This window comes from Mesorhizobium sp. P2_E6 (assembly GCF_056403835.1).
Genome location: NZ_JBFUEQ010000004.1, coordinates 538,220 through 558,520, shown reverse-complemented (window position 1 = coordinate 558,520; position 20,301 = coordinate 538,220). Strand labels below are relative to the sequence as shown.

General features: G+C 60.9%; 15 protein-coding genes and 1 pseudogene. 8 read left to right on the top strand and 8 right to left on the bottom strand.

The window, feature by feature from the left end; translation table 11 throughout:
• The first annotated feature begins 1 nt into the window (after position 1).
• The 4 genes from AC1D08_RS13420 (at position 2) to AC1D08_RS13405 (ending at position 3,619) form a co-directional block, all read left to right on the top strand.
• The gene (locus tag AC1D08_RS13420) at positions 2-1,057 is read left to right on the top strand and encodes an ABC transporter permease (protein ID WP_477423330.1); all 1,056 of its coding nucleotides are present in this window, start codon (positions 2-4) and stop codon (positions 1,055-1,057) included.
• A 28-nt stretch (positions 1,058-1,085) separates the two neighbouring features.
• The gene (locus AC1D08_RS13415; RefSeq protein WP_477423328.1) at positions 1,086-2,021 is read left to right on the top strand and encodes an SMP-30/gluconolactonase/LRE family protein; all 936 of its coding nucleotides are present in this window, start codon (positions 1,086-1,088) and stop codon (positions 2,019-2,021) included.
• Between the two features lie 65 nt (positions 2,022-2,086).
• Entirely contained in the window at positions 2,087-3,202 is a 1,116-nt protein-coding gene (locus tag AC1D08_RS13410; RefSeq protein WP_477423327.1) for an ABC transporter substrate-binding protein, read from the top strand.
• A gap of 84 nt (positions 3,203-3,286) precedes the next feature.
• Positions 3,287-3,619 carry a hypothetical protein gene (locus AC1D08_RS13405; protein ID WP_477423325.1) on the top strand — a complete coding sequence of 111 codons (333 nt, stop codon included), beginning with the start codon at positions 3,287-3,289 and terminating at the stop codon, positions 3,617-3,619.
• A gap of 461 nt (positions 3,620-4,080) precedes the next feature.
• Here the strand turns inward: AC1D08_RS13405 and AC1D08_RS13400 are convergent, their stop codons facing one another.
• From AC1D08_RS13400 to AC1D08_RS13390, 3 genes are all read right to left on the bottom strand, one after another.
• The gene (locus tag AC1D08_RS13400) at positions 4,081-4,896 is read right to left on the bottom strand and encodes an oxidoreductase (protein WP_477423323.1); all 816 of its coding nucleotides are present in this window, start codon (positions 4,894-4,896) and stop codon (positions 4,081-4,083) included.
• A 70-nt stretch (positions 4,897-4,966) separates the two neighbouring features.
• Positions 4,967-6,268 carry a beta-ketoacyl-ACP synthase II gene (gene fabF / locus AC1D08_RS13395; protein ID WP_477423322.1) on the bottom strand — a complete coding sequence of 434 codons (1,302 nt, stop codon included), beginning with the start codon at positions 6,266-6,268 and terminating at the stop codon, positions 4,967-4,969.
• A 47-nt stretch (positions 6,269-6,315) separates the two neighbouring features.
• Positions 6,316-6,894, bottom strand: a complete 579-nt coding sequence (locus AC1D08_RS13390; protein ID WP_477423364.1) for a TetR/AcrR family transcriptional regulator — start codon at positions 6,892-6,894, stop codon at positions 6,316-6,318.
• A 288-nt stretch (positions 6,895-7,182) separates the two neighbouring features.
• Here AC1D08_RS13390 and AC1D08_RS13385 point away from each other — a divergent pair, with 288 nt between their 5' ends.
• The 4 genes from AC1D08_RS13385 (at position 7,183) to AC1D08_RS13370 (ending at position 13,081) form a co-directional block, all read left to right on the top strand.
• Positions 7,183-7,641: a nuclear transport factor 2 family protein gene (locus AC1D08_RS13385; protein ID WP_477423321.1), complete on the top strand. Its 459-nt coding sequence runs from the start codon at positions 7,183-7,185 to the stop codon at positions 7,639-7,641.
• 339 nt (positions 7,642-7,980) lie between these two features.
• Positions 7,981-9,045, top strand: a complete 1,065-nt coding sequence (locus tag AC1D08_RS13380) for an efflux RND transporter periplasmic adaptor subunit (protein ID WP_477423362.1) — start codon at positions 7,981-7,983, stop codon at positions 9,043-9,045.
• Positions 9,045-12,155, top strand: a complete 3,111-nt coding sequence (locus AC1D08_RS13375) for an efflux RND transporter permease subunit (RefSeq protein WP_477423320.1) — start codon at positions 9,045-9,047, stop codon at positions 12,153-12,155. Before AC1D08_RS13380 ends, AC1D08_RS13375 begins: the two co-directional genes overlap by 1 nt.
• A gap of 74 nt (positions 12,156-12,229) precedes the next feature.
• Positions 12,230-13,081 (top strand): alpha/beta fold hydrolase, encoded by an 852-nt coding sequence (locus AC1D08_RS13370; RefSeq protein WP_477423318.1) that lies wholly within the window; start codon positions 12,230-12,232, stop codon positions 13,079-13,081.
• Between the two features lie 12 nt (positions 13,082-13,093).
• Here AC1D08_RS13370 and AC1D08_RS13365 read toward each other — a convergent pair.
• The 5 genes and pseudogenes from AC1D08_RS13365 to AC1D08_RS13345 all read right to left on the bottom strand — a co-directional run.
• A pseudogene (locus tag AC1D08_RS13365) lies at positions 13,094-13,255 on the bottom strand (JAB domain-containing protein); the annotation flags it as partial.
• A 685-nt stretch (positions 13,256-13,940) separates the two neighbouring features.
• Positions 13,941-15,236: a patatin-like phospholipase family protein gene (locus tag AC1D08_RS13360; protein WP_477423316.1), complete on the bottom strand. Its 1,296-nt coding sequence runs from the start codon at positions 15,234-15,236 to the stop codon at positions 13,941-13,943.
• An 18-nt stretch (positions 15,237-15,254) separates the two neighbouring features.
• The gene (locus AC1D08_RS13355) at positions 15,255-15,695 is read right to left on the bottom strand and encodes a hypothetical protein (RefSeq protein ID WP_477423315.1); all 441 of its coding nucleotides are present in this window, start codon (positions 15,693-15,695) and stop codon (positions 15,255-15,257) included.
• A gap of 292 nt (positions 15,696-15,987) precedes the next feature.
• Positions 15,988-19,089, bottom strand: a complete 3,102-nt coding sequence (locus tag AC1D08_RS13350) for an efflux RND transporter permease subunit (RefSeq protein WP_477423313.1) — start codon at positions 19,087-19,089, stop codon at positions 15,988-15,990.
• The gene (locus AC1D08_RS13345; protein ID WP_477423311.1) at positions 19,089-20,057 is read right to left on the bottom strand and encodes an efflux RND transporter periplasmic adaptor subunit; all 969 of its coding nucleotides are present in this window, start codon (positions 20,055-20,057) and stop codon (positions 19,089-19,091) included. The genes AC1D08_RS13350 and AC1D08_RS13345 overlap by 1 nt, the downstream gene beginning before the upstream one ends.
• Positions 20,058-20,301: the final 244 nt, after the last annotated feature.

The window sequence follows — 20,301 nt, the reverse complement described above, 5'->3', positions numbered from 1 at the left end:
CATGCAATCGATCGAATCCAGCGCACTCGAACCGACAAGCGGCGAAATGGCGGGCTTGTCTTTTGGGCAGAAGATCATCCGGCTGTTGCCGGTCTACGGGCTGGTGATCCTGACGGCGCTGCTGATCCTTTTGTTCTCGATCCTGCTGCCGAACACCTTTCCGACGCTGCTCAATTTGCGCTCGATCATCTCCGACAAGGCGATCATCGCGCTGCTGTCGCTGGCGGCGATGATCCCGATGGCGTCCGGTCGCATCGACCTGACCGTCGGCTACGGCATCGTGCTGTGGCACATCCTGGCCATCAGCCTGCAGACCATGTTCGGCGTTCCGTGGCCGCTGGCGGTGATCATCGTGCTGCTGCTCGGCGCCGCGACCGGCTTCCTCAATGGGCTGCTGGTCGAAGTCGCCCGGATCGACTCCTTCATCGCCACACTCGGCACCGGCACCGTGCTCTATGCTCTCGCCCTTTGGCACACTGGCGGCAGGCAAGTGGTTGGCGTGTTGCCCAACGGGTTCTACGCGCTGAACGGCACGATGGTGTTCGGGTTGCCAATCACCGGCCTCTATGTTTTGGCGATCGCCGTCGCGCTGTGGATCATCCTCGAATATCTGCCGATCGGCCGCTACGTCTATGCCATCGGTGCCAATCCGAAGGCTGCTGCGCTGAACGGCATTCCGGTGCGCCGCTTCGTCATCGGCGCCTTCATCTCGTCGGGTTTCCTGACGGCGCTGACAGGTGTGCTGCTCGCCTCCAAGCTGCGCATCGGCCAGGCCAGCGTCGGGCTGGAATATCTGCTGCCGGCGCTCGTCGGCGCCTTTCTCGGCTCGACCACCATCAAGCCCGGACGCGTCAATGTCTGGGGCACGATGACGGGCGTCATCATCCTGGCCGTCGGCATTTCCGGCATCCAGCAGTTCGGCGGCTCGTTCTTCGTCGAACCGCTGTTCAACGGCGTGACGCTGCTCGTCGCCATCGGCATCGCCGGCTACGCCCAGCGCAAGCGCGGCGCGGCGCACAGGGCCAGGATCAAGGCCGTAGCTCAGTCCTCGAAGTGACCAGCCGAACCCATCCGGGAACAATGGAATGAGCGACTACGAGATTCTGGACGATCGCTTCCGAAAGCTGACGATCGGGCATGCCAAGCTCGAACGGCTGTGGACCGGCAGCCGATGGGCCGAGGGGCCGGTCTATGTTCCCTCAGCAAGGCATTTGCTGTGGTCGGATATCCCCAACGACCGGCTGCTGCGCTACGACGAAAGCGACGGCTCGGTTAGTGTCTTCGAAACCCATTGCAACAACCAGAACGGCCACACGCTCGATGGCGAGGGCAGGGTTGTCGCTTGCGAACATCGCGGCCGGCGCATCTCCCGGCTCGAACATGATGGGCGCTGGCAGCCGCTTGTCGAAACCATCGACGGCAAGCGGTTCAATTCGCCGAACGATGTGGTGGTCAAATCCGACGGGACGATCTGGTTCACCGACCCGGTCTACGGCATCGACAGCCATTATGAAGGCATGATTGCCTCGCCGGAGATCGGCGGTTCCCATGTCTACCGGTTCGACGAAGCAACCGGCGAGGTGGGTGCGGTCATCACCGATATGGTGCAGCCGAACGGGCTGGCTTTTTCGCCCGACGAGAGCATCCTCTACGTGTCGGATACGGGCGCGAGCCATGTTCAGGGCCTGCCGCGTGCGATCAAGACCTATGATGTCGCCGCGGACGGCCGCTCGCTGCGGTCGCGCGGCACGCTGGCCGAGTGTGGTGCAGGGTTTTTCGACGGGTTCCGCGTCGATCGCGATGGCAATATCTGGGCCTCCAGCGCCGATGCGGTTCGCGTCTACGCGCCGGATGGGGTGCTGATTGGGCGCATCCTGGTTCCCGAAATCGTCTCCAATTTGTGCTTCGGCGGTCCGAAGCGCAACCGCCTCTACATCACCGCCCAGACGTCGCTCTATGCCATCTATGTCAACGCGCATCCAGCCGGTTTGGGCCCGGTGGCTGGGCATATCAGCCAGTGACCTGGCGCCCGAAGGCGAGTTCCGGAAGACCAGACAATTTTTTTGAAACCAAGGGAGGTACCAACATGCAACGCAGAACATTTTTGAAATCATCCGTCGCCTTGATGACTATCGCAATCGCTGCTCCAGTCCTGTTCGCCGGCCAGGCACGGGCGGACGCGATGGCCGACGCCATGGCGGTGGTCGAAAAATATGCCCAGAAAGTCACCGCCTGGGACGGCCCGACCACCGGTCCGAAGGCGCAGCCGGGCAAGACGATCGTCGTGCTCGCCGGCGACCTCAAGAACGGCGGCATTCTGGGCGTCACCACCGGCGTCGAGGAAGCGGCCAAGGCGATCGGCTGGGAGGTCAAGGTGATCGACGGCGCCGGCTCGATCGGTGGCCGCACCGCCGCCTTCGGCCAGGCGATGGCGCTAAAGCCGAATGGCATCGTCATCAACGGTTTCGACGCCATCGAGCAGGCACCGGCGCTGGAGCAGGCGAAGGCTGCCGGCATCCCGCTGGTTTCCTGGCATGCCGGACCGGTGATCGGACCAGACGAAAAGAGTGGTGTCTTCGCCAATGTCTCGACCGACGCCATGCAGGTCTCGACGGCCGCGGCCGACTGGGCCTATGCCGACGCCAAGGGCAAGCCCGGCGTCGTCATCTTCACCGATTCGACCTACGCCATCGCCATCGCCAAGGCCGACAAGATGAAGGCGGAGATCGAGCGCCTGGGCGGCAAGGTGCTCGAATATGTCGACACGCCGATCGCCGAGACCTCGCAGCGCATGCCGCAACTCACCACCTCGCTGCTGCAGAAATACGGCGATGCTTGGACGCATTCGCTGGCGATCAACGACCTCTATTTCGACTTCATGGGACCCTCGCTTGCCGCGGCAGGCAAGGCCGGCACCGACGCGCCGATCAATGTCGCCGCCGGCGACGGTTCGGAATCGGCCTATCAGCGCATCCGCGCCGGCCAGTTTCAGAAGGTAACTGTCGCCGAACCGCTCAACCTGCAGGGCTGGCAACTGGTCGACGAATTGAACCGCGCCATCGCCGGTGAAAAATGGTCGGGTTATCTGTCGCCGCTGCACGTGGTGACGGCCGAGAATGTCGAGTTCGACGGCGGCCCGAAGAATGCCTTCGACCCCGACAACGGCTACCGCGACCAGTACAAGAAAATCTGGGGCAAATAAGCACGCACGGAGGCGGGCGCATCACCCGATGCGCCCGCAAACCCGACCGATGTCTCAAGCGCACAAAGTCAGGAAAGTATTGCCATGATCATTCGCTACGCCCTCTTCGAAGGTGAAATCCATCCCGGGCAAGAGAGCGAATTCCGGCGCTTCGTCAGGGACAGGCTGGTGCCGCTGTGGACACAGTTTCCCGGCGCCCAGGAAGTGCGTGTTCTCGACGGCACGGCGCGCGACGAAGGTGCGCCCGCCTACGCGATGGCGCTGGCCATTCGCTATCCCGACATGGACGCCTGCAACCGGGCGCTTCAATCCGACGTAAGATTTCAAAGTCGGGAGGTCACCGGTGAACTGCTGAAGATGTTCACCGGCCGCGTGCATCACCATGTTTTCGAGGCAAATGAGTACGAGCCGGTCTGATTGGGATCTTGATCGGCAACGCTCCCATTGCTGTGATCGGCGTAGGCCGGTATCGGTGGTTGCGTATTCATGATTTGAACCTGCGGACCAGACGTCGCCCATTGGCTGCGGAACCATACGGAACAATGCGGGAAGATGTCTGATTTTGGCCCACGAAAAACTCAACAAAATCAACGCTTTTGATATACCCTCCAGGCCCACCAAAAGACCCATATAAGTAATTGATTCTGCTGTATATTTCTGAGGTTGCCCACAGCGTGGACTCGAACCCCCTCAATCTGACCAAAAACTAGCAGCAGGGATTTTCGTTGCGATCTCAGAATCGCCTGAGGCGAGATTGCATTGTTCGGGGGTTTGAATTGCGAGAGCGCTACCGCCTTTCCCCCAACTCATCAGATCGGCGGTTCCTGCTCCGTTGTCTTGGATGAGGGTTCATTTTGAATTGCCCGCAGCCGAAATCGTCAGACTGGCAGCCCGAGCTGCTTTCTCAGGCTCTTGTCGAATGCGGACGCGGGGACGAAACGGCGCAGGAGACTGACCTGGCGCGCCATTTTGCCCGCCGCATAGCGCCTCTTGGGCGCGGGATCCGTCGCAGCCGCCAAAACGGTCTTGGCTACCACTTCGGGCGCATCGCCTTTTTCCATCGCTTTCCGCACGGCCATGGTCATGCCGGCGCGCGCGGAGTCATAGACATCAAGCAACTGATCGGGCGCGGCGAGATTGCCCTCGAATGATGTACGGGTATAGGCGGGCTCCACCAACGACACGCGAATGCCGAACGGGCGCAATTCGTGATCGAGCGATTCGGAATAACCCTCGATGGCATGTTTGGTCGACGCGTAAAGCGCGAAATAGGGGGCGGGGATAAACCCCTGTACCGAACTCAAATTAACGATCCTGCCCTTTGCTTGGCGTCGCATTGTCGGCAACACCGCGTTGGTCACGCGGAACACGCCGAAGACGTTCACGTCGAACAGCGCCTGAGCCTGTGTGATCGAGGACTCTTCCGCGCCGCCAAAGAGACCCATGCCGGCATTGTTGACGAGCAGGTCGATGCGTCCAGCCTTGGCCAGAACGTCATCGACCATTTTCGCAACGGACGCGTCGTCGGTCACGTCACAGGCGAGCATGGCAATGCCACCGGAGTTTTCGGCGGCTCCGCGACGGCTGGTTCCGAATACGCGATAGCCCGCGCTTAGCAAGACATCGGCGGTAGCGCGGCCGATGCCGGAAGATGCCCCTGTGACCAGGGCGACGCCAGGATTGGTCTTGTTCATGGAAATCATTTCTTTCTTTGTGTTGGATCGGAGTTGGAGAAGCATGAAAGATCGGTCCGAAGGGTGCCAATCATGAGCGCCCCTGGCCCTCGCGTCGGGCCGCCGGGGCGGTCCAGCGCCTGAACAAGGCGCTGGCATTCACGCCGCCAAAGCCGAAGCCATTGGAGATCGCGTAATCCATCTCCATTGGCCGGGGCTCGTTTGCGACGAAGTCGATGCCGTCGGCGGCCGGATCGGGAGCGCTCAGATTGAGCGTTGGCGGCGCCACCTGATCCCGGAGCGCCAGGATCGCGAAGATGGCACCAAGCCCGCCAGCCGCGCCCAGCAGGTGTCCGGTCGCCGATTTCGTTGCGCTGACAGCTATCGCGAAATCGCGCCCGAACACGCTCTTGATCGCTTCGATCTCACCCAGGTCGCCTACTGGCGTGGAGGTCGCATGCGCATTGAGATGACGAACCTCGCGCGGCGAAATCCCTGCTTGCGCGATGGCGATCTCCATGGCCCGGCGCGCACCGTCGCCATCCTCAGGACCAGAAGTGACGTGGTGAGCATCCGCAGTCGTCCCGTAGCCGACGAGTTCGGCTAGCGGTTTTGCGCCGCGCGCCAGCGCATGGCTCAACGCCTCGATGACCAGCACACCCGCTCCTTCACCCATGACGAAGCCGTCGCGCGATGTGTCGAAGGGACGCGAGGCTTGAGCCGGCGCCCAATTGAAGCCGGTTGAAAGAGAGCGTGCCGCAGCAAACCCACCGAGACTGACTATGTTCATGCAAGCTTCCGTGCCCCCGCACACGGCAATATCAGCCTCGTTCGCGCGGATGAGACGGGCCGCGTCGCCGATCGCCTGGATGCCGGCCGCGCACGCCGTCACTGGCGCGCCGAGCGGGCCTTTGAAGCCATGGCGGATTGAGATGTGGCCTGCTGCGAGGTTCACCAGGAAGGACGGCACCGTAAAAGGCGACAGGCGGCGGGCGCCACGCAGGTCGACCGTACGCACGGCTTCTGTGATGGCGGGGAACCCGCCGACCCCCGAAGCGATGACCGTTGCCGTGCGCAGGCGATCCGTTTCCAAGGCAGGCTTCCATTTCGCCTGTGCAAGCGCCTCCTCTGCAGCAGCCAGCGCAAAGAGAATGAACCGATCCACCTTGCGCTGATCTTTTGCGGACAGGACGCCATCAGGATCGAAGCCAGCGTCCGGATCTTCATCCAAGGAGGGAACCACGCCGCCAATCTTCGCCGGCAAGTCTCCCACGACATCGTCAGGAAGCCTACGGATGCCCGAACGACCGGCCAGCAGGCGCGACCATGACGCTTCGACATTGGCGGCAAGGGGAGTGACCGCTCCCATGCCTGTAACAACAATCCGTCGCATTTATTTTCCTATCAAGTTGAGTGCGGCGCCAGCACTGCGCACGCCGTTCAAGCGCGGGCTGCTTCGCGAACCTGATCGGTCGCCGCATCCAGAAAGGCCTGTGCGAGATCGGGATCGTTGACGACGCGCGAAAGGAGCACCGCGCCGACCATCGTCGAGAGAATGGCCATGGCCTTGCCGCCGGTCTCCTCGCCATTGGTCTCGGCAATGAAACGGCCGAGGATATCGAGATGCTCCTTGATGCCGGCTTCGAATGACGCCTTCACCTCGGCGCCCTGCCTGGCAGCATCCGAGCCGAGCGCCACGATCGGACAGCCGTCCATCTTTTCTCCGCGATGATCCATACTGAGGTAGAATCCGATCACCGCGTCCAGCGGATCCTCAGGGTTCGCCGCAATTGCGGTCGACCATCGGTGGGTGGCACTCTCCATCGCCCGCCTGGACGCCTGCGCAGCCAGGTCGTCCTTTGATGCGAACTGCTTGTAAAAGGCGCCCTGGGTCAACCCGGCACCCTTCATCAGATCCTTAAGGCCGATGCCGTCAAAGCCGCGCTCGCGAAAAAGGCGGCTTGCCACATTGATCACGGTCTCGCGGTTTTCCGCAGCTTGAATTCGGCTCACGCGCATCATCGCTCTCCTTTTTTGATTGCGTTCGTAATCTATAATAGATATAGAGGGTGAATGCAATCTATCAAGAAAAGATACGAGATGATCCGCAAAACCCCGAGGGCTTCGCTCGCCTAGCAAGGATGTGACGGTCTCGACCGAGACTGACAAGCATCTGCGGGCCGACGCGACAATGCGTTGACCCTACACGCATACCGCACCTGCTTCCGGCAACGAGTTCTTGCGTCCGCGGGCTTGCCACACGGTGCTCTCGATCGTGCCATCCATTAAATTTGGAGGAGAGGTGAAATGCTATACAGTTATTTTGTCGAGAAATCGATCCGACAGAGCTTCGACCACATCAACAACCATCGGTGGGATGCGGCGGTGAAAGCACTCGCGCCGCATGTCCATCACCGAGTTTCCGGCGCCCACGCACTTGGCGGTGAGCGCCACGATAAAGAAGCTCTGCGCCGCTGGTTTCAGCGCTTCGGCCGTGTCCTGCCCACTCTTCGTCTCACGGTCAACCGCATCTGGGTGAAGGGCTGGCCGTGGCATACCACCGTGTCTGCCCAGTGGGACGGTACTGCAACGCTGCTCAACGGCGACACGTCGTACGTCAACCGTGGTCTCCACATGTTCACCCTGCGGTGGGGAAGAGTCTATGCAATTGAGGAATTTTTCGATTCGCAAGCGGCGGCTCGCGGTCTTGCCGCCCAAGGTGCATCTGGCCTCGAAGAAGCTGTCGCCGAACAGATTGTAAGCTAACAGAAGCGCGATCAGAGGCCACCAAAGGCCACCGGGTCATGTGACCGTGGGTGCGCTACCCGTGGCCCTCATAGCTTGGCTCGGGGTCGCCAGCACCTCGGCCCGGAAAATGCGTATTTGCCATCAGCGGTTCCTCCCGGTCCTCGATTGTGAGAATCGACTCACCTGAACTCGCGTCGGGGGGCGCCGCCGTCTCGCAGCCTGAATGCGACTCACACGCATTTTTTAGATTGCATTCGTAATCTATAACCTGTATAGCGGTCGAATGAAATCTATTTTGAGATGGAGGCGATCGTGAAAAAGAGAACCGTTATCGTATTGGGATCGACCCTGATGGCGATGTCATGGGCGGCGGCATTCGCCACGTTTGCTACTCCTGCGCAGGAAGCTCCTTTGGTGATCGACCCGAGGCAGGAAGCACCATTCGTCAGACTTGTGTCGGCAGCGCCGGTCACCGGATCAGAACGTGGCTTTACCGGAATCATCGGGGCGAGGGTGCAGAGCAATCTCGGCTTTCGGGTTCCCGGCAAGATCGTGGAACGGTTGGTGGACGTCGGTCAGCAGGTCAAAGCCGGTCAGCCGCTGATGCGGATTGACGATACCGATCTCCGCCTGGCACTTTCGGCAAAGCGCAATGCCGTTGCGGCTGCGCGGGCAACAGTCGTTCAGACACAGCCGGATGAACGGCGATACGCCAGCTTGCTCGGCAGTGGGTGGGTTACACCGCAGCGCTACGAGCAGGCGAAGGCTGCGTTGGATACCGCTCAAGCGCAACTTGCCGCTGCCGAAGCCGATGCACGGGTCGCCGAGAACGAGGCGGCCTACGCAGTTCTGTTGGCGGACGCGGATGGAACGGTGGTTGAAACGCTTGGCGAGCCGGGGCAGGTCGTCGCAGCCGGCCAGCCTGTGATCCGCACCGCCAAGGCAGGCCCGCGCGAAGCGGTCGTCGCGCTTCCCGAAACGATCCGGCCGGCGATCGGCTCGGCGGCCGTGGCCAGCGTGTATGGTGGCGATGAGCGTCGTTATTCAGCGCATCTGCGGCAGCTGTCGGACTCCGCCGATGCCCAGACCCGCACATATGAGGCGCGCTATGTGCTGGACGGCGAGGCTGCCACGGCACCGCTTGGCGCGACGGTAACCATTCGGCTCGCAAGCCAGGTGAAACAGCCGGAGGTTCAGGTGCCACTGGGAGCCGTGCTTGATGACGGCCGCAAGACCGGCGTTTGGGTGTTGGACAGCGCCACCTCAACCGTACGCTTTCAGCCCGTCCAGCTTGTTCGTGTTACCAGCGAAACCGCTGTGATCTCCGGTTTGAACTCCAACGTTCCCATTGTGTCGCTCGGCGCCCACCTCCTTCAGGAAGGCGCTCTCGTTAGGACTGGGTCCGAGAGCGGGAGCAACTAATGGGCTTCAATCTTTCCGCGATCGCCGTTCGCGAACGCGCCGTCACCTTGTTCTTCATCCTGCTGCTGGTGGCTGCCGGAGCCTACGCCTTCCTCATGCTTGGCCGGGCCGAGGACCCTAGCTTCACCATCAAGACCATGACGGTCACGACGGCGTGGCCGGGCGCGACGGCGCGCGAGATGCAGGACCTCGTCGCTGAGCCGTTGGAGAAGCGGCTTCAGGAACTGACTTGGTACGACCGGGTGGAGACGACCACACGGCCAGGGTATGCGTATATGACGGTCACGCTGAAGGACAGCACACCGTCATCCGTCGTGCAGGAGGAGTTCTACCAGGCTCGCAAGAAACTCGGGGATGAAGCCCGCAACCTGCCGCCCGGCGTCTTCGGCCCCTTCGTCAACGATGAATATTCGGATGTGAGCTTCGCCCTCTATGCGCTGAAGGCCAAAGGCATGCCGATGCGGGAACTGGCGAGGCAGGCGGAGGTGATCCGCCAGGACCTCCTGCACGTGCCCGGCGTCAAGAAGATCAACATCCTTGGTGAACGTCCCGAACAGATATTCGTGGAGTTTTCCTACGCCAAGCTGGCAACCCTCGGCGTGTCGGCACAGGACATCGTCGCTGCCTTGCAGCGGCAGAACACCGTCACGCCAGCAGGTTCGATCGACACCCTAGGGCCGCGCCTCTTCATTCGGGTCGACGGCGCCTATGACAGCGTTCAGGCGATCGCCGACACGCCGATTGTCGCTGGGGGGCGGACGCTGAAGCTCTCTGACATCGCCGAAGTCAGCCGCGGCTCTGAGGACCCTCCCACATACCTCATCCGACGCCAGGGCGAGCCTACCATCATGCTTGCAGCGGTTATGCAGGAGGGCTGGGATGGGCGCGCGCTCGGCAAGGCACTGGAGGACAAGACTGCCTCGATCGCGCAGACACTGCCGCTCGGCGTGACGCTCGACAAGGTAAGCGACCAGGCCGTCAACATCACCTCGGCGGTCGACGAATTCATGTTGAAGTTCGCGATGGCGCTCGGCGTCGTGCTGCTGATCAGCCTGATCAGCATGGGCTGGCGCGTCGGCATCGTCGTGGCGGCCGCCGTCCCTTTGACGCTCGCCGTCGTGTTCCTCATCATGCTGGAAACAGGCCGGTTTTTCGATCGCATCACGCTCGGCGCCCTCATCCTGGCGCTTGGTCTTCTTGTGGACGACGCCATCATCGCCATTGAGGTGATGGTGGTGAAGATGGAAGAGGGCATGGACCGCATCAAGGCGGCGGCCTATGCATGGAGCCACACTGCGGCGCCGATGCTATCGGGAACCCTGGTGACGATCGCCGGATTCGTGCCGGTGGGTTTTGCGCGCTCGACGGCCGGCGAATACGCCGGCAACATCTTCTGGGTGGTGGGGTTCGCCCTCATCGTCTCCTGGATCGTAGCGGTGGTCTTTACGCCTTATCTCGGCGTCAAAATGCTGCCCGCGATCAAACCGGTCGAGGGCGGTCACCACGCCATTTACAACACGCCTAACTATCGACGTTTGCGGCGGCTCATCACCTTTGCCGTGCGGCATAAATTTGCAACCTGCGGTATCGTTGGCATCGCCTTCGCGCTTTCCGTCGTCGGTATGGGGGGCATCAAACAGCAGTTCTTTCCGACATCCGACCGCCCCGAAGTGCTGGTGGAGGTTCGCCTGCCGGAAGGTGGTAGCATCGACACAACGACCGCAGCGGTCGAGAAGATCGAACATTGGCTGGACAGCCAGCCCGAGGCCAAGATCGTCACGAGCTATGTCGGTCAGGGCGCTCCGCGCTTCTTCTTCGCGATGGCCCCGGAGCTTCCGGATCCCGCTTTCGCCAAGATCGTCGTGCTGACCCCGGACGCCGAGGCGCGTGAGGCGTTGAAGAACCGGCTCCGAGAGGCGGTGGCGCAGGGGCTTGCACCCGAGGCGTATGTCCGCGTCACGCAGCTTGTGTTCGGCCCCTACACGCCGTTCCCGGTCGAGTTCAGGGTCATGGGACCCGATTCCACTCAACTCTACAGCATTTCCGAAAAGGCCCTCGACATCATGCGGAGCGTTCCGGATGTGCGGCAGGCCAACCGCGACTGGGGCAATCGCACGCCCGTACTTCGCTTTGTCCCGGATCAGGATCGACTGAACCTCATGGGCCTCTCGCCGGCGGAGGTGGCACAGCAACTGCAATTCCTTCTCACCGGCATCCCCGTTACGCAGGTCCGCGAGGACATCCGCAATGTCCCCATCGTGGCACGCAGCGCCGGTGGCGAGCGGCTGGATCCGGCGCGTCTGGCGGACTTCTCACTCGTGAGCCGAGACGGCCGCTCGATCCCGCTCGACCAGATAGGGCATTCGGAAATCCGTCAGGAAGAGCCAATCCTGAAGCGCCGCGACCGGACGCCCGTTGTCACGATCCGCGCGGACATCAATGAGGCGACCCAGCCTCCGGAGGTCTCCAAGCAGATCATGAAGGCCCTTCAGCCGTTGATCGCGTCCCTTCCGGTCGGCTATCGCATCGAAATGGGCGGATCGATCGAAGAGGCTGAAAAGGCCAACACCGCGCTGGGCAAGGTCTTCCCGGCTATGATAGCTGCCATGTTGATCGTCATCATGCTGCAGGTGCGATCCTTCTCGACGATGTTCATGGTCATGCTGACGGCGCCGCTTGGCCTTGTCGGCGTCGTGCCGATGCTGCTTACCTTCCACCAGCCCTTCGGATTCAACGCCATTCTGGGTATGATAGGACTGGCCGGCATCCTGATGCGCAACACGCTGATCCTGACCGAACAGATCAAGGAGAACCGTGCTGCCGGCATTGACGACTATCACGCTGTCATCGAGGCCACGGTGCAACGCACACGGCCCGTCATCCTGACCGCACTTGCAGCCGTGCTCGCGTTCATCCCCCTCACGCACTCTGTCTTCTGGGGATCGATGGCCTATACGCTGATCGGGGGAACGGCGGCCGGCACGGTGTTGATCCTGCTCTTCCTTCCCGCGCTCTACATCGCGTGGTTCCGGATCAAGCCGACCGCGGATGAGCCCCAGGAGGTTTCGCCGGAGGAGCCGGAACTGCGACCAGCAATGGCTACCGAGTAGGACTCTGGTGTCGAGCTTCGTTTGATGCCCAGCAGGTTTATCCTTTCAGCCTAATTAAAAGGACCAATCTCTCAATGACTCAATTTGTTACTTGTTCAGAGGGGCGCTTCGCTTATTTAAGCTGGGGTGAAGAGGGTGCTCCTATCGTCTTTTGTCTGCACGGCTTCCCAGATACGCCGCATAGTTTCAGCGACTTCGCGACCAAGCTCTCCTCTTTGGGTTATCGAGTGATCGCACCTTGGTTACGAGGTTACGCGCCTTCCACGTTGGATGGCCCCATCACAACCGAACAGCTCGTCAAAGATATTAAGAGTCTGATTGAAGCAATCTCTCCAAACAAAAAGGTCTTTATCGTCGCGCACGATTGGGGCGCGGCCCTTACCTACTTGACGCTGTCGCAGTATCCGCAGCTGTTCTTGCGGGCGGTGACCGCCTCTGTGCCGCATCCGACAGTTTTTTTTAAGAGCATCGTTACAAAGCCAAGTCAGTTTAAAAAGAGCTGGTATATCTTATTCTTCCAGCTAGGCCCCCTCGCTGATTACTTCGTGTCAAGGAATAAATTCTCCCTGATAGAAAAGCTGTGGCGGACTTGGTCTCCGGGCTATGCGCTCTCTGCCTCGCAATGGAAGATCATTAAAGAATGCCTCTCTCAAAGTATGCCAAAGCCGGTCATGTATTACCGTGCGATGTTCTGGCCGCCGTTGCCAGCCCTCAAGCAACTACGGGCGGCCAACAAGGTTCATACGCCGCTGCTGTATGTGCATAGCGTTGAGGACGGATGCATCAATCTTGAGTCTCGACGCGGCCAAGAGAACTATTTTATGGCGGAGCACCAAGAAGTCTTGCTTGAAGGCGTAGGCCACTTTGTGGCGCTCGAAGCCCCTGACAGACTGGCTCAAGAAGCGCATCGCTGGTTTCAAGGTTAGCAGTGTTCCGGTTTATTGAGACAGGGGATAAGTCGCGGTGGCGGAGAGTTCGAACGCCCGCTTGACCACCTCGCGCGGATAGGGCGGCGTGTGGTCGACGGTGCCGACCTGCTGCACCTCGTCGACGATCAGCATGTTCTTCTTGTCGAGGAACAGAATGCGGAACTGCGGCCTTATGGAGCAAAAGCACTGGTGCGTTTGCTCCATAGGACCGCTCCAGTCGACTGTTTGACGTCACGGGACCATGCGGAACGATACGGGAAGATTTCTTATTTTTGCCCACGAAAAACTCAATAAAATCAAGGATTTCAATACGTCCTCCAGGCCCACCAAAGTGACCGCTTAAGTGGCTGATTTTTATGAAATTTTCGGAAGGGGCCCACGACGTGGACTCGAACCGCCTATGTCTCACCTACCACTCATTGGTCGCAGGTCAGACAACCGACCCAAATCTGATCGTTTGTTGAGGTCGTGTGCAGCGCGTTGACGACTCTGTGCGATTGCAGGTTTTGCGAACATTAGAAATCCGAACACAGGTTCCAAAAAACCAGCCTTCGGATTTCGAGGTGGATGTCAGATTGGTCGTGTCCTGAAAACGGTCGGCTGCCGGACATAGCCGTGTCGCCTATTGGCCTGGCGCACAGATTTCCCTGATCGCTCTGAACGTCAGCTTTGCGCCTCAATCTCGGCCGTTGAGATCAATTAGGGGGTTGCCCAAAACCAGACATCTCCGGCGACCAAGTTGGCGGGCCCCGAGTGGGCCAAATCCAAATCCTTCCGATGACCGCTGTCGGCCGTTATTGCTCATCGGTTCCGTCAGGCGGGCCAGATTCGATATTGCCTGCCGGCTTGAATCTGCTCATTTCGAAAATCCGGGTGGCGCCGTTTTCCACGGTACGCCATCGCGGCCCATTTCGTAGCCTCTTTCGTACAGCGCCCGCATGAACTTGTTATCGAACGGGCTTTTTGCTTCGACTGTGAAGTCGGTTGGAATATCTATGTAGCTGTATTTGATGCCGTCGCGCTTGGCGACGGCGTAAAGCCGGTAGAGATCGCCAATCCCTTGCGTCTTGATGAGAGAAGAGACCGCCTTTTCGGCAATGTCAGGCAGCGTGGCCTTGACGATGCTCGGTTCCGGCGTCGTCCGGCCGTTGCGGATGATATAGAGCCGCGCCTTGACCCGAGCGTGGAACGTCTGGTCGAGCTCGCGCAGGCTCAGTCCAGCCGGCATCAGAAAGACCTCGTTGCTGGTGCCACCGTCGACATGCATTTCGTGATAGGTCTTGCCCGCCGCGGTCACTTCCAGTTCGACCGGCGGAAAAATGCCGGGAATGGATGTGGAAGCCAGGATGACCTGCTTGAAGAGCTTCAACCGGTCCGGCCGATTGCTCGCAGCAATAGCACCCATGTCCCAGATTACCGCCCGGTCCGCGTCGAGGTTGGTGGTTCCGATGAAGAGTCGCCGTCCCTTAGCTGACTCCCCTGCGATCTGATCGAGCATGTCCTGGGTTATGTATTTGTCGAGCATCTTGGCGAGCGGCGCATTGCTTGTGAAGGAGGCGCTTGACAGCACGCCGAGGAAGCTATGCTTGGTATAGATGTTGGCATCCTTGATTGTGGCGAAGGATTGCTTGAGTTGATCGTCATAAGCAGGCCCTAGGAACGCAAATGGAGCGATCAAAGATCCAGTACTGATGCCGGTGACAATGTCGAACTTGGGCCTAGTCCCGGCCTTGGTCCATCCGGTGAGAATTCCTGCTCCGAAGGCGCCGCTGCTGCCACCGCCGGAAAGCGTCAGCACATTGAGCTCTCGCGGTTTTATGGATGGGTCGGTCTTGGCCGCCTCCAACCGCTCGTTTCGAAATAAGACGAGCCGATCGGGCGGGACACTTGCATAGGAATCGCCCCAGGCACGTATGTCGCCGGGGAAGCCATTCACCTCGGCTGTCGCCATGTGGTCTGTAGGCACGCCGTCGCGTGGATAGGCTGCAATGCAGCCTGCAAGCTGGGTTACACACAGCCCAAGGAGGGTGAACCTCAGCAGAGCTTCCGCGGTCCTGGAGCTGAGCACTGCCTCGCTCGCTCGCCGCAGAATGCATGGGATGGCTGCCAATCCAACGTAGCGCACGCGCGGGGTCTCACAGGTAAATGGCATGGAAAGTTCCTCCGAATGTCATCGTAGGTGAGCCAACTCCACCCGGCAGGACTCCGCGAATGCGCGCAGGATGTCATGGGCGGCGACATGCGTGTTCCGCGCCTCCGGAGCAGTCGAAGGCGACTCGTACGTGTCTATGATGCGTTCGAGTACAGCTTCGGCGGCACCGATCGTGTTGGGCGCGGCAAAGAGGCGTAGCTTGTTGATGGTGGCATACATGGGAACAAGCTTGGCTGGGTCATCCAGGCGTTCCTGGACGATGCCATCTGCATAGGTTTTGGATGCCTGGTCGATCAACTCGCCGAACAGCCGCTCGCGATGCGAGCCTTTCTGTTCGAGCCGCTGCATATGGTCCTTTTGATACTGGGTGAGCCAGGTCGTGGCCACGGATGACAAAGCACCGATGGCCGAGCCGGCCAATGCCGATAGGGCTGAGATGGTCGCAGGGTCCAAAGTCATGGAGTTGCTCTTGAAGTTTCCGGTCGACGCCGGTTTGGTGGAGTGGATCCTCGCCAAGCCGAAACTCTGGCCGATTTTGAAATGTTCAGGCGTGCCACTGCCGGTGGCACGCTTCCTGCCCGAACCACCGTCTTGGTATCGTACGAGCGTGCCACGGATTGCGCGTGCTGCAGCGCCGCGAGCGGCATCTTGTCGACATGGCCGCGGGTGATCTGGTCCGGGAACATGGCGGCATCCGATTGTAGAAAGCGCTCGACGAGAGATGACGTTTCCGACATGGCTGTCCCCTTTCTCAGTACTGGGGTGCGAGAATGGGGAATGCCGGAACGTCAGGCACTGCTGTCGTCGTTTCGTCCTTTTCCCGTATGCCGTTTACAGCGACATAAAGAGCCGGGAGGAAGACCAGGGTCAGCAGGGTCGCGACGGCGAGCCCTCCGACGATGGCGAAAGCCATCGGTCCCCAGAACACGTCGTGCATGATCGGGATCATGCCGAGGATCGCGGCGGCGGCCGTCAGCATGATCGGCCGGAACCTGTGGGTGGTCGCGTCGATCACCGCCCTCCAGGGTTCGATACCCTGCGCCCGCTCGTGTTCGATTTGGTGGACAAGGATCACCGAGTTGCGGATGATCATACCGGCCAGCGCAATAATGCCGAGTGTCGCGATGAAGCCCATCGGCGTATTTGTGGTGAGCAAGGCAGCAGCGACGCCGATGAGACCGAGCGGCGCCACACTGATCACCATTGCCAGTTGGCGGAAGCTTCCGAGCTGCACCATAAGTACGGTGAGCATCAGGGTGATCATGAGCGGAAACTGGGCCACAAGAGCGGCGTTGCTCTGCGCGCTCTTTTCGACCGTGCCGCCGGTCTCAAGCAACGTGCCAGCCGGCATCGACTTGCGCAGCCCCTCGATTGCACCAGCGATCCGCCCGTGAACGGATGCTGGTTGCAGCCCCGGCAGCGGCTCTGCCTGCACGGTGATGGTGGGTAGGCGACCGCGGCGCCAGACATAGCCGTCATCGAGATCATACTGGAACTGCGCCAGCTCGCGCAGGGGAACCGAGGCACCGGTGGGCGTCGTGATCTGCAGATTGCGCAAGGCTTCGACGCTCGACCGCTCGTCGCTCTCGGCCCGTGCCACGACGTCGACCAGGTATATCGAGTCACGGATCTGTGTAACGGTCGAACCGCTGATCACACGGTTGAGCGCCTGGGCGAGCTGCTCGGAGCTCAGGCCTGCCTGCCGAACCCGGTCCTGGTCGACGACAATGCGCAGCGCCTTGTTCTTCTCTGCCCAGTCGTAGTTGACATTACGCACAAGGCCCGATGCTCGCAGAGTTTGCGCGACCTGCTCGGCATACTGCCTCGCCTCCTCGGTGGTCGGGGCGCTCACACGATATTGCACAGGCCAGCCGACGGGTGGTCCGAGTTCAAGGCGCGAGATACGAACAGTCACGTCCGGAAAGCTGCCGGCGAACAGGGTCTCCAGCCTGGCCTGCACCCGGTCACGCGCCTCGAGGTCCTTGGTGACAACCACGGTCTCGGCCATGAAGTCGTTGTCAAGTTGCACGTCGAGAGGCAGGTAGAAGCGGATGGCGCCGCCTCCGACATAGGACGAGAAGCGGGCGATGTCGGGGTCGCCGGCAAGGGCCTTTTCCAGCCGCTCCGTCTGCGCTTCGGTCGCAGCGATCGAGGCATTCTTCGGCAGGGTCATCGTCACGAGGAGCTCGGGCCGGTTGGAGGTCGGGAAGAACTGCTGCTGCACGAAGCCCATGCCGTACAGGGACGCGCCGAAGAGGATGAGCGCCGCGGCGATGGTGGGCCAGCGGTGCCGCATGGCGAAGCCAAGCAGGCGTTCGAAAGCGCGCATGAACCGGCCCGGCTCGCCGTTAGCGTGCGCTTTCTTCGGGTGCGACGGCAGAAGAGAGAGACCAATCACCGGCGCGAAGACGACGGCCACGAACCATGAGGCAACGAGCGCCACCGCGATGACGACAAACAGCGAGAGGCAGTATTGTCCCGTGTTGCTGTTGGCGAAGCCGATCGGCAGGAAGCCGAGGATCGTGATCAGCGTCCCCGTGAGCATCGGGAAGGCGGTGGAGGTGTAGGCGAAGGTTGCCGCCTTGATCTTCTCCATGCCTTCTTCGATCTTTGAGATCATCATCTCGATGGTGATCATCGCGTCATCGACGAGAAGCCCGAGCGCGATGATCAGGGCGCCGAGGGAGATGCGCTGCAGGCTGATGCCCAGCGCATCCATGGCCACAAAAACGATGGCAAGCACCAGGGGGATGGAGAGGGCGACCACAAGCCCGGCCCTGAAGCCGAGACTGAGGAAACTGACCACCAGAACGATGACGATCGCCTCTACAAGTGCTTCGGTGAAGCCGCCGATCGCTTCGTGCACGACCTCGGGCTGGTCCGACACGAGGTTGAGCTCAATGCCGACGGGAAAGCGCTGTTTCAGGCGTTCGGCCGCCTCGTGCAGGCCCTTGCCGAAGTCGAGATTGTTGCCGCCCTCCCGCATGTTGACACCGATGCCGATCGCCGGCTTGCCGTTGACGCGGAACATCTTGCTGGGCGGGTCGCTGTAGCCGCGCTGGACCTGGGCGATGTCGGTCAGTTTGTAGAAGCGCCCGTCAATCCAGAGGTTGAGGTTGGCAATGCCGTCAGGCGACAGCAGGGAACCTGTAACGTCGACGAGCATGTTCTCCTGAGGCGTGTTGATGATGCCCGAGGGCGCCACGGCATTCTGCCGGGCGATCGCCGCCAGCACGTCGTCCAGGCTGAGCTTGAGGTTCGCGAGCTTTTGCGGCGAGAAGTTCAGATAGACCTTCTCATCCTGGTCGCCATAGATATCGACCTTACCGACGTCGGGCGCACGCAGGAACTCGCCCCGCGCGGTCTCAGCGAAGTCGCGCGCTTCGCGTGCGGTGAAGCCGTCATAGGTGATGCCGTAGATGGTGCCGAAGACGTCGCCAAATTCATCGTTGAAGAAGGGCCCGACCACGCCTTGCGGCAGGGTCGGCCTTATGTCGCTGACCTTCTTGCGGACCTGGTACCAGATGTCGCTAAGGTCGCGCTTGGGCGTCGATTCCTTCAGGTAGACGAAAATCGTCGCCTGACCGGGCTTAGTGTAACTCTTGATGTAGTCGAGGTTAGGGGTCTCCTCGAGCTTCTTTTCGATCCTGTCCGTCACTTGCTTGAGCGTGTCAGCCGTGGTGGCCCCCGGCCAGTTTGCCTGGACCACCATGGTCTGTACGGTGAAATCCGGATCTTCCTGGCGGCCGAGCCGCTCATAGGCGCTCACCCCGCCAATGACGCAGATGAGCATGAGGAAGACGACGAGGGCGCGGTTGTGGACAGCCCATTCGGAGAGATTGAAACGCGTCATCACTTGGTCTCCGTCTCTGGCTTCACAAGGTCACCGTCGGCGAGCGAATTGACGCCGGCGGTCACCACCTTCTCCCCAGCGGACAGTCCGTGGCTCACCACGATCGAGGCCGCATCGAATTCGACAAGCTTGACCTCGCGGCGCTGCACCTTGTCGTCCTGGCCGACCACCCAAACCTGCGGGCGGCCTCCGGACTGCAGCAGAGCGCTCGGCGGCAATGTCGCGACCTCCTGACCTCCTTCGCTTTCGACGCGACCGACAACCACGGCCCCGAGGCGCATCTCCGCCGGCGGCGAAGCCAGCGCCACCTTCACCTGATAGGTGCCTGTCGCGCTGTCGGCCTCTGGCGAAATCTCGCGGATCGTGCCGGTGACGGCGATGTCGAGACGTCCCTGCAGCGATACGTTCACCGCCATGCCGAGCTTTGCCCGGGTGACATCATTGGTGGCCACCGCGAACACCGCCTCGCGTGCGTCATTGCCGGATATTTCGACGACCATCTGGCCCGCAGCCACGACCTGACCCGGGTCGGCTCCAGTCGCCGTCACCACACCGTCGTCGGGCGCCGTGAGCTGGGTATAGCTTAGTTGGTTCCGGGCGATACGCAGATTGGCTTCGGTCGCCTGGACCTCCGCTCGTGCGCTCTGCAGCGACTTGAGCGCGTCATCGTACTGGGAATGTGTGGCGAAGCCTTTGCCGAGCAGGATTCTGAAGCGTTCCTCCTGTGCGGATGCTTGGGCGAGCGCGGCCTTTGCTGCATCGACGTCGGCCTCGGCCGCAGTCACCTTGTTCTGGTAGTCGACGGCGCTGAGCTCCGCGAGCTTCTGGCCTTTCTTGACGATTGCGCCCATGTCGACCTCTCGCGAGATCATTCGACCGCCGACCTCGAAGCCGACCGCGCTCACATAACGCGATCGGATGCGGCCGGCGCCCTGCGCCACCAGCGCGAGCTTGTGAGGCGTTACCACGACGACCCGTGCAGGCCGTGGCGCTGATGGTGCGGCGGATTCTTCTTGAGAACAGCTGGAAAGACAAAGGCACGCGATACAGGCAGAAAGGAGCAGACCTGATGGCAGGCGCATGAGAGCCTCCGTTGGAACGGTGAGGTTGAAAGGATCGGCGGTTTTGCGAGCGCGGCGATCTCGCCGCTGTTCAATTTTGACTTTGGACTTTTAAGTCAAATCGACTATATGGTCAATATGAGATTTGCGC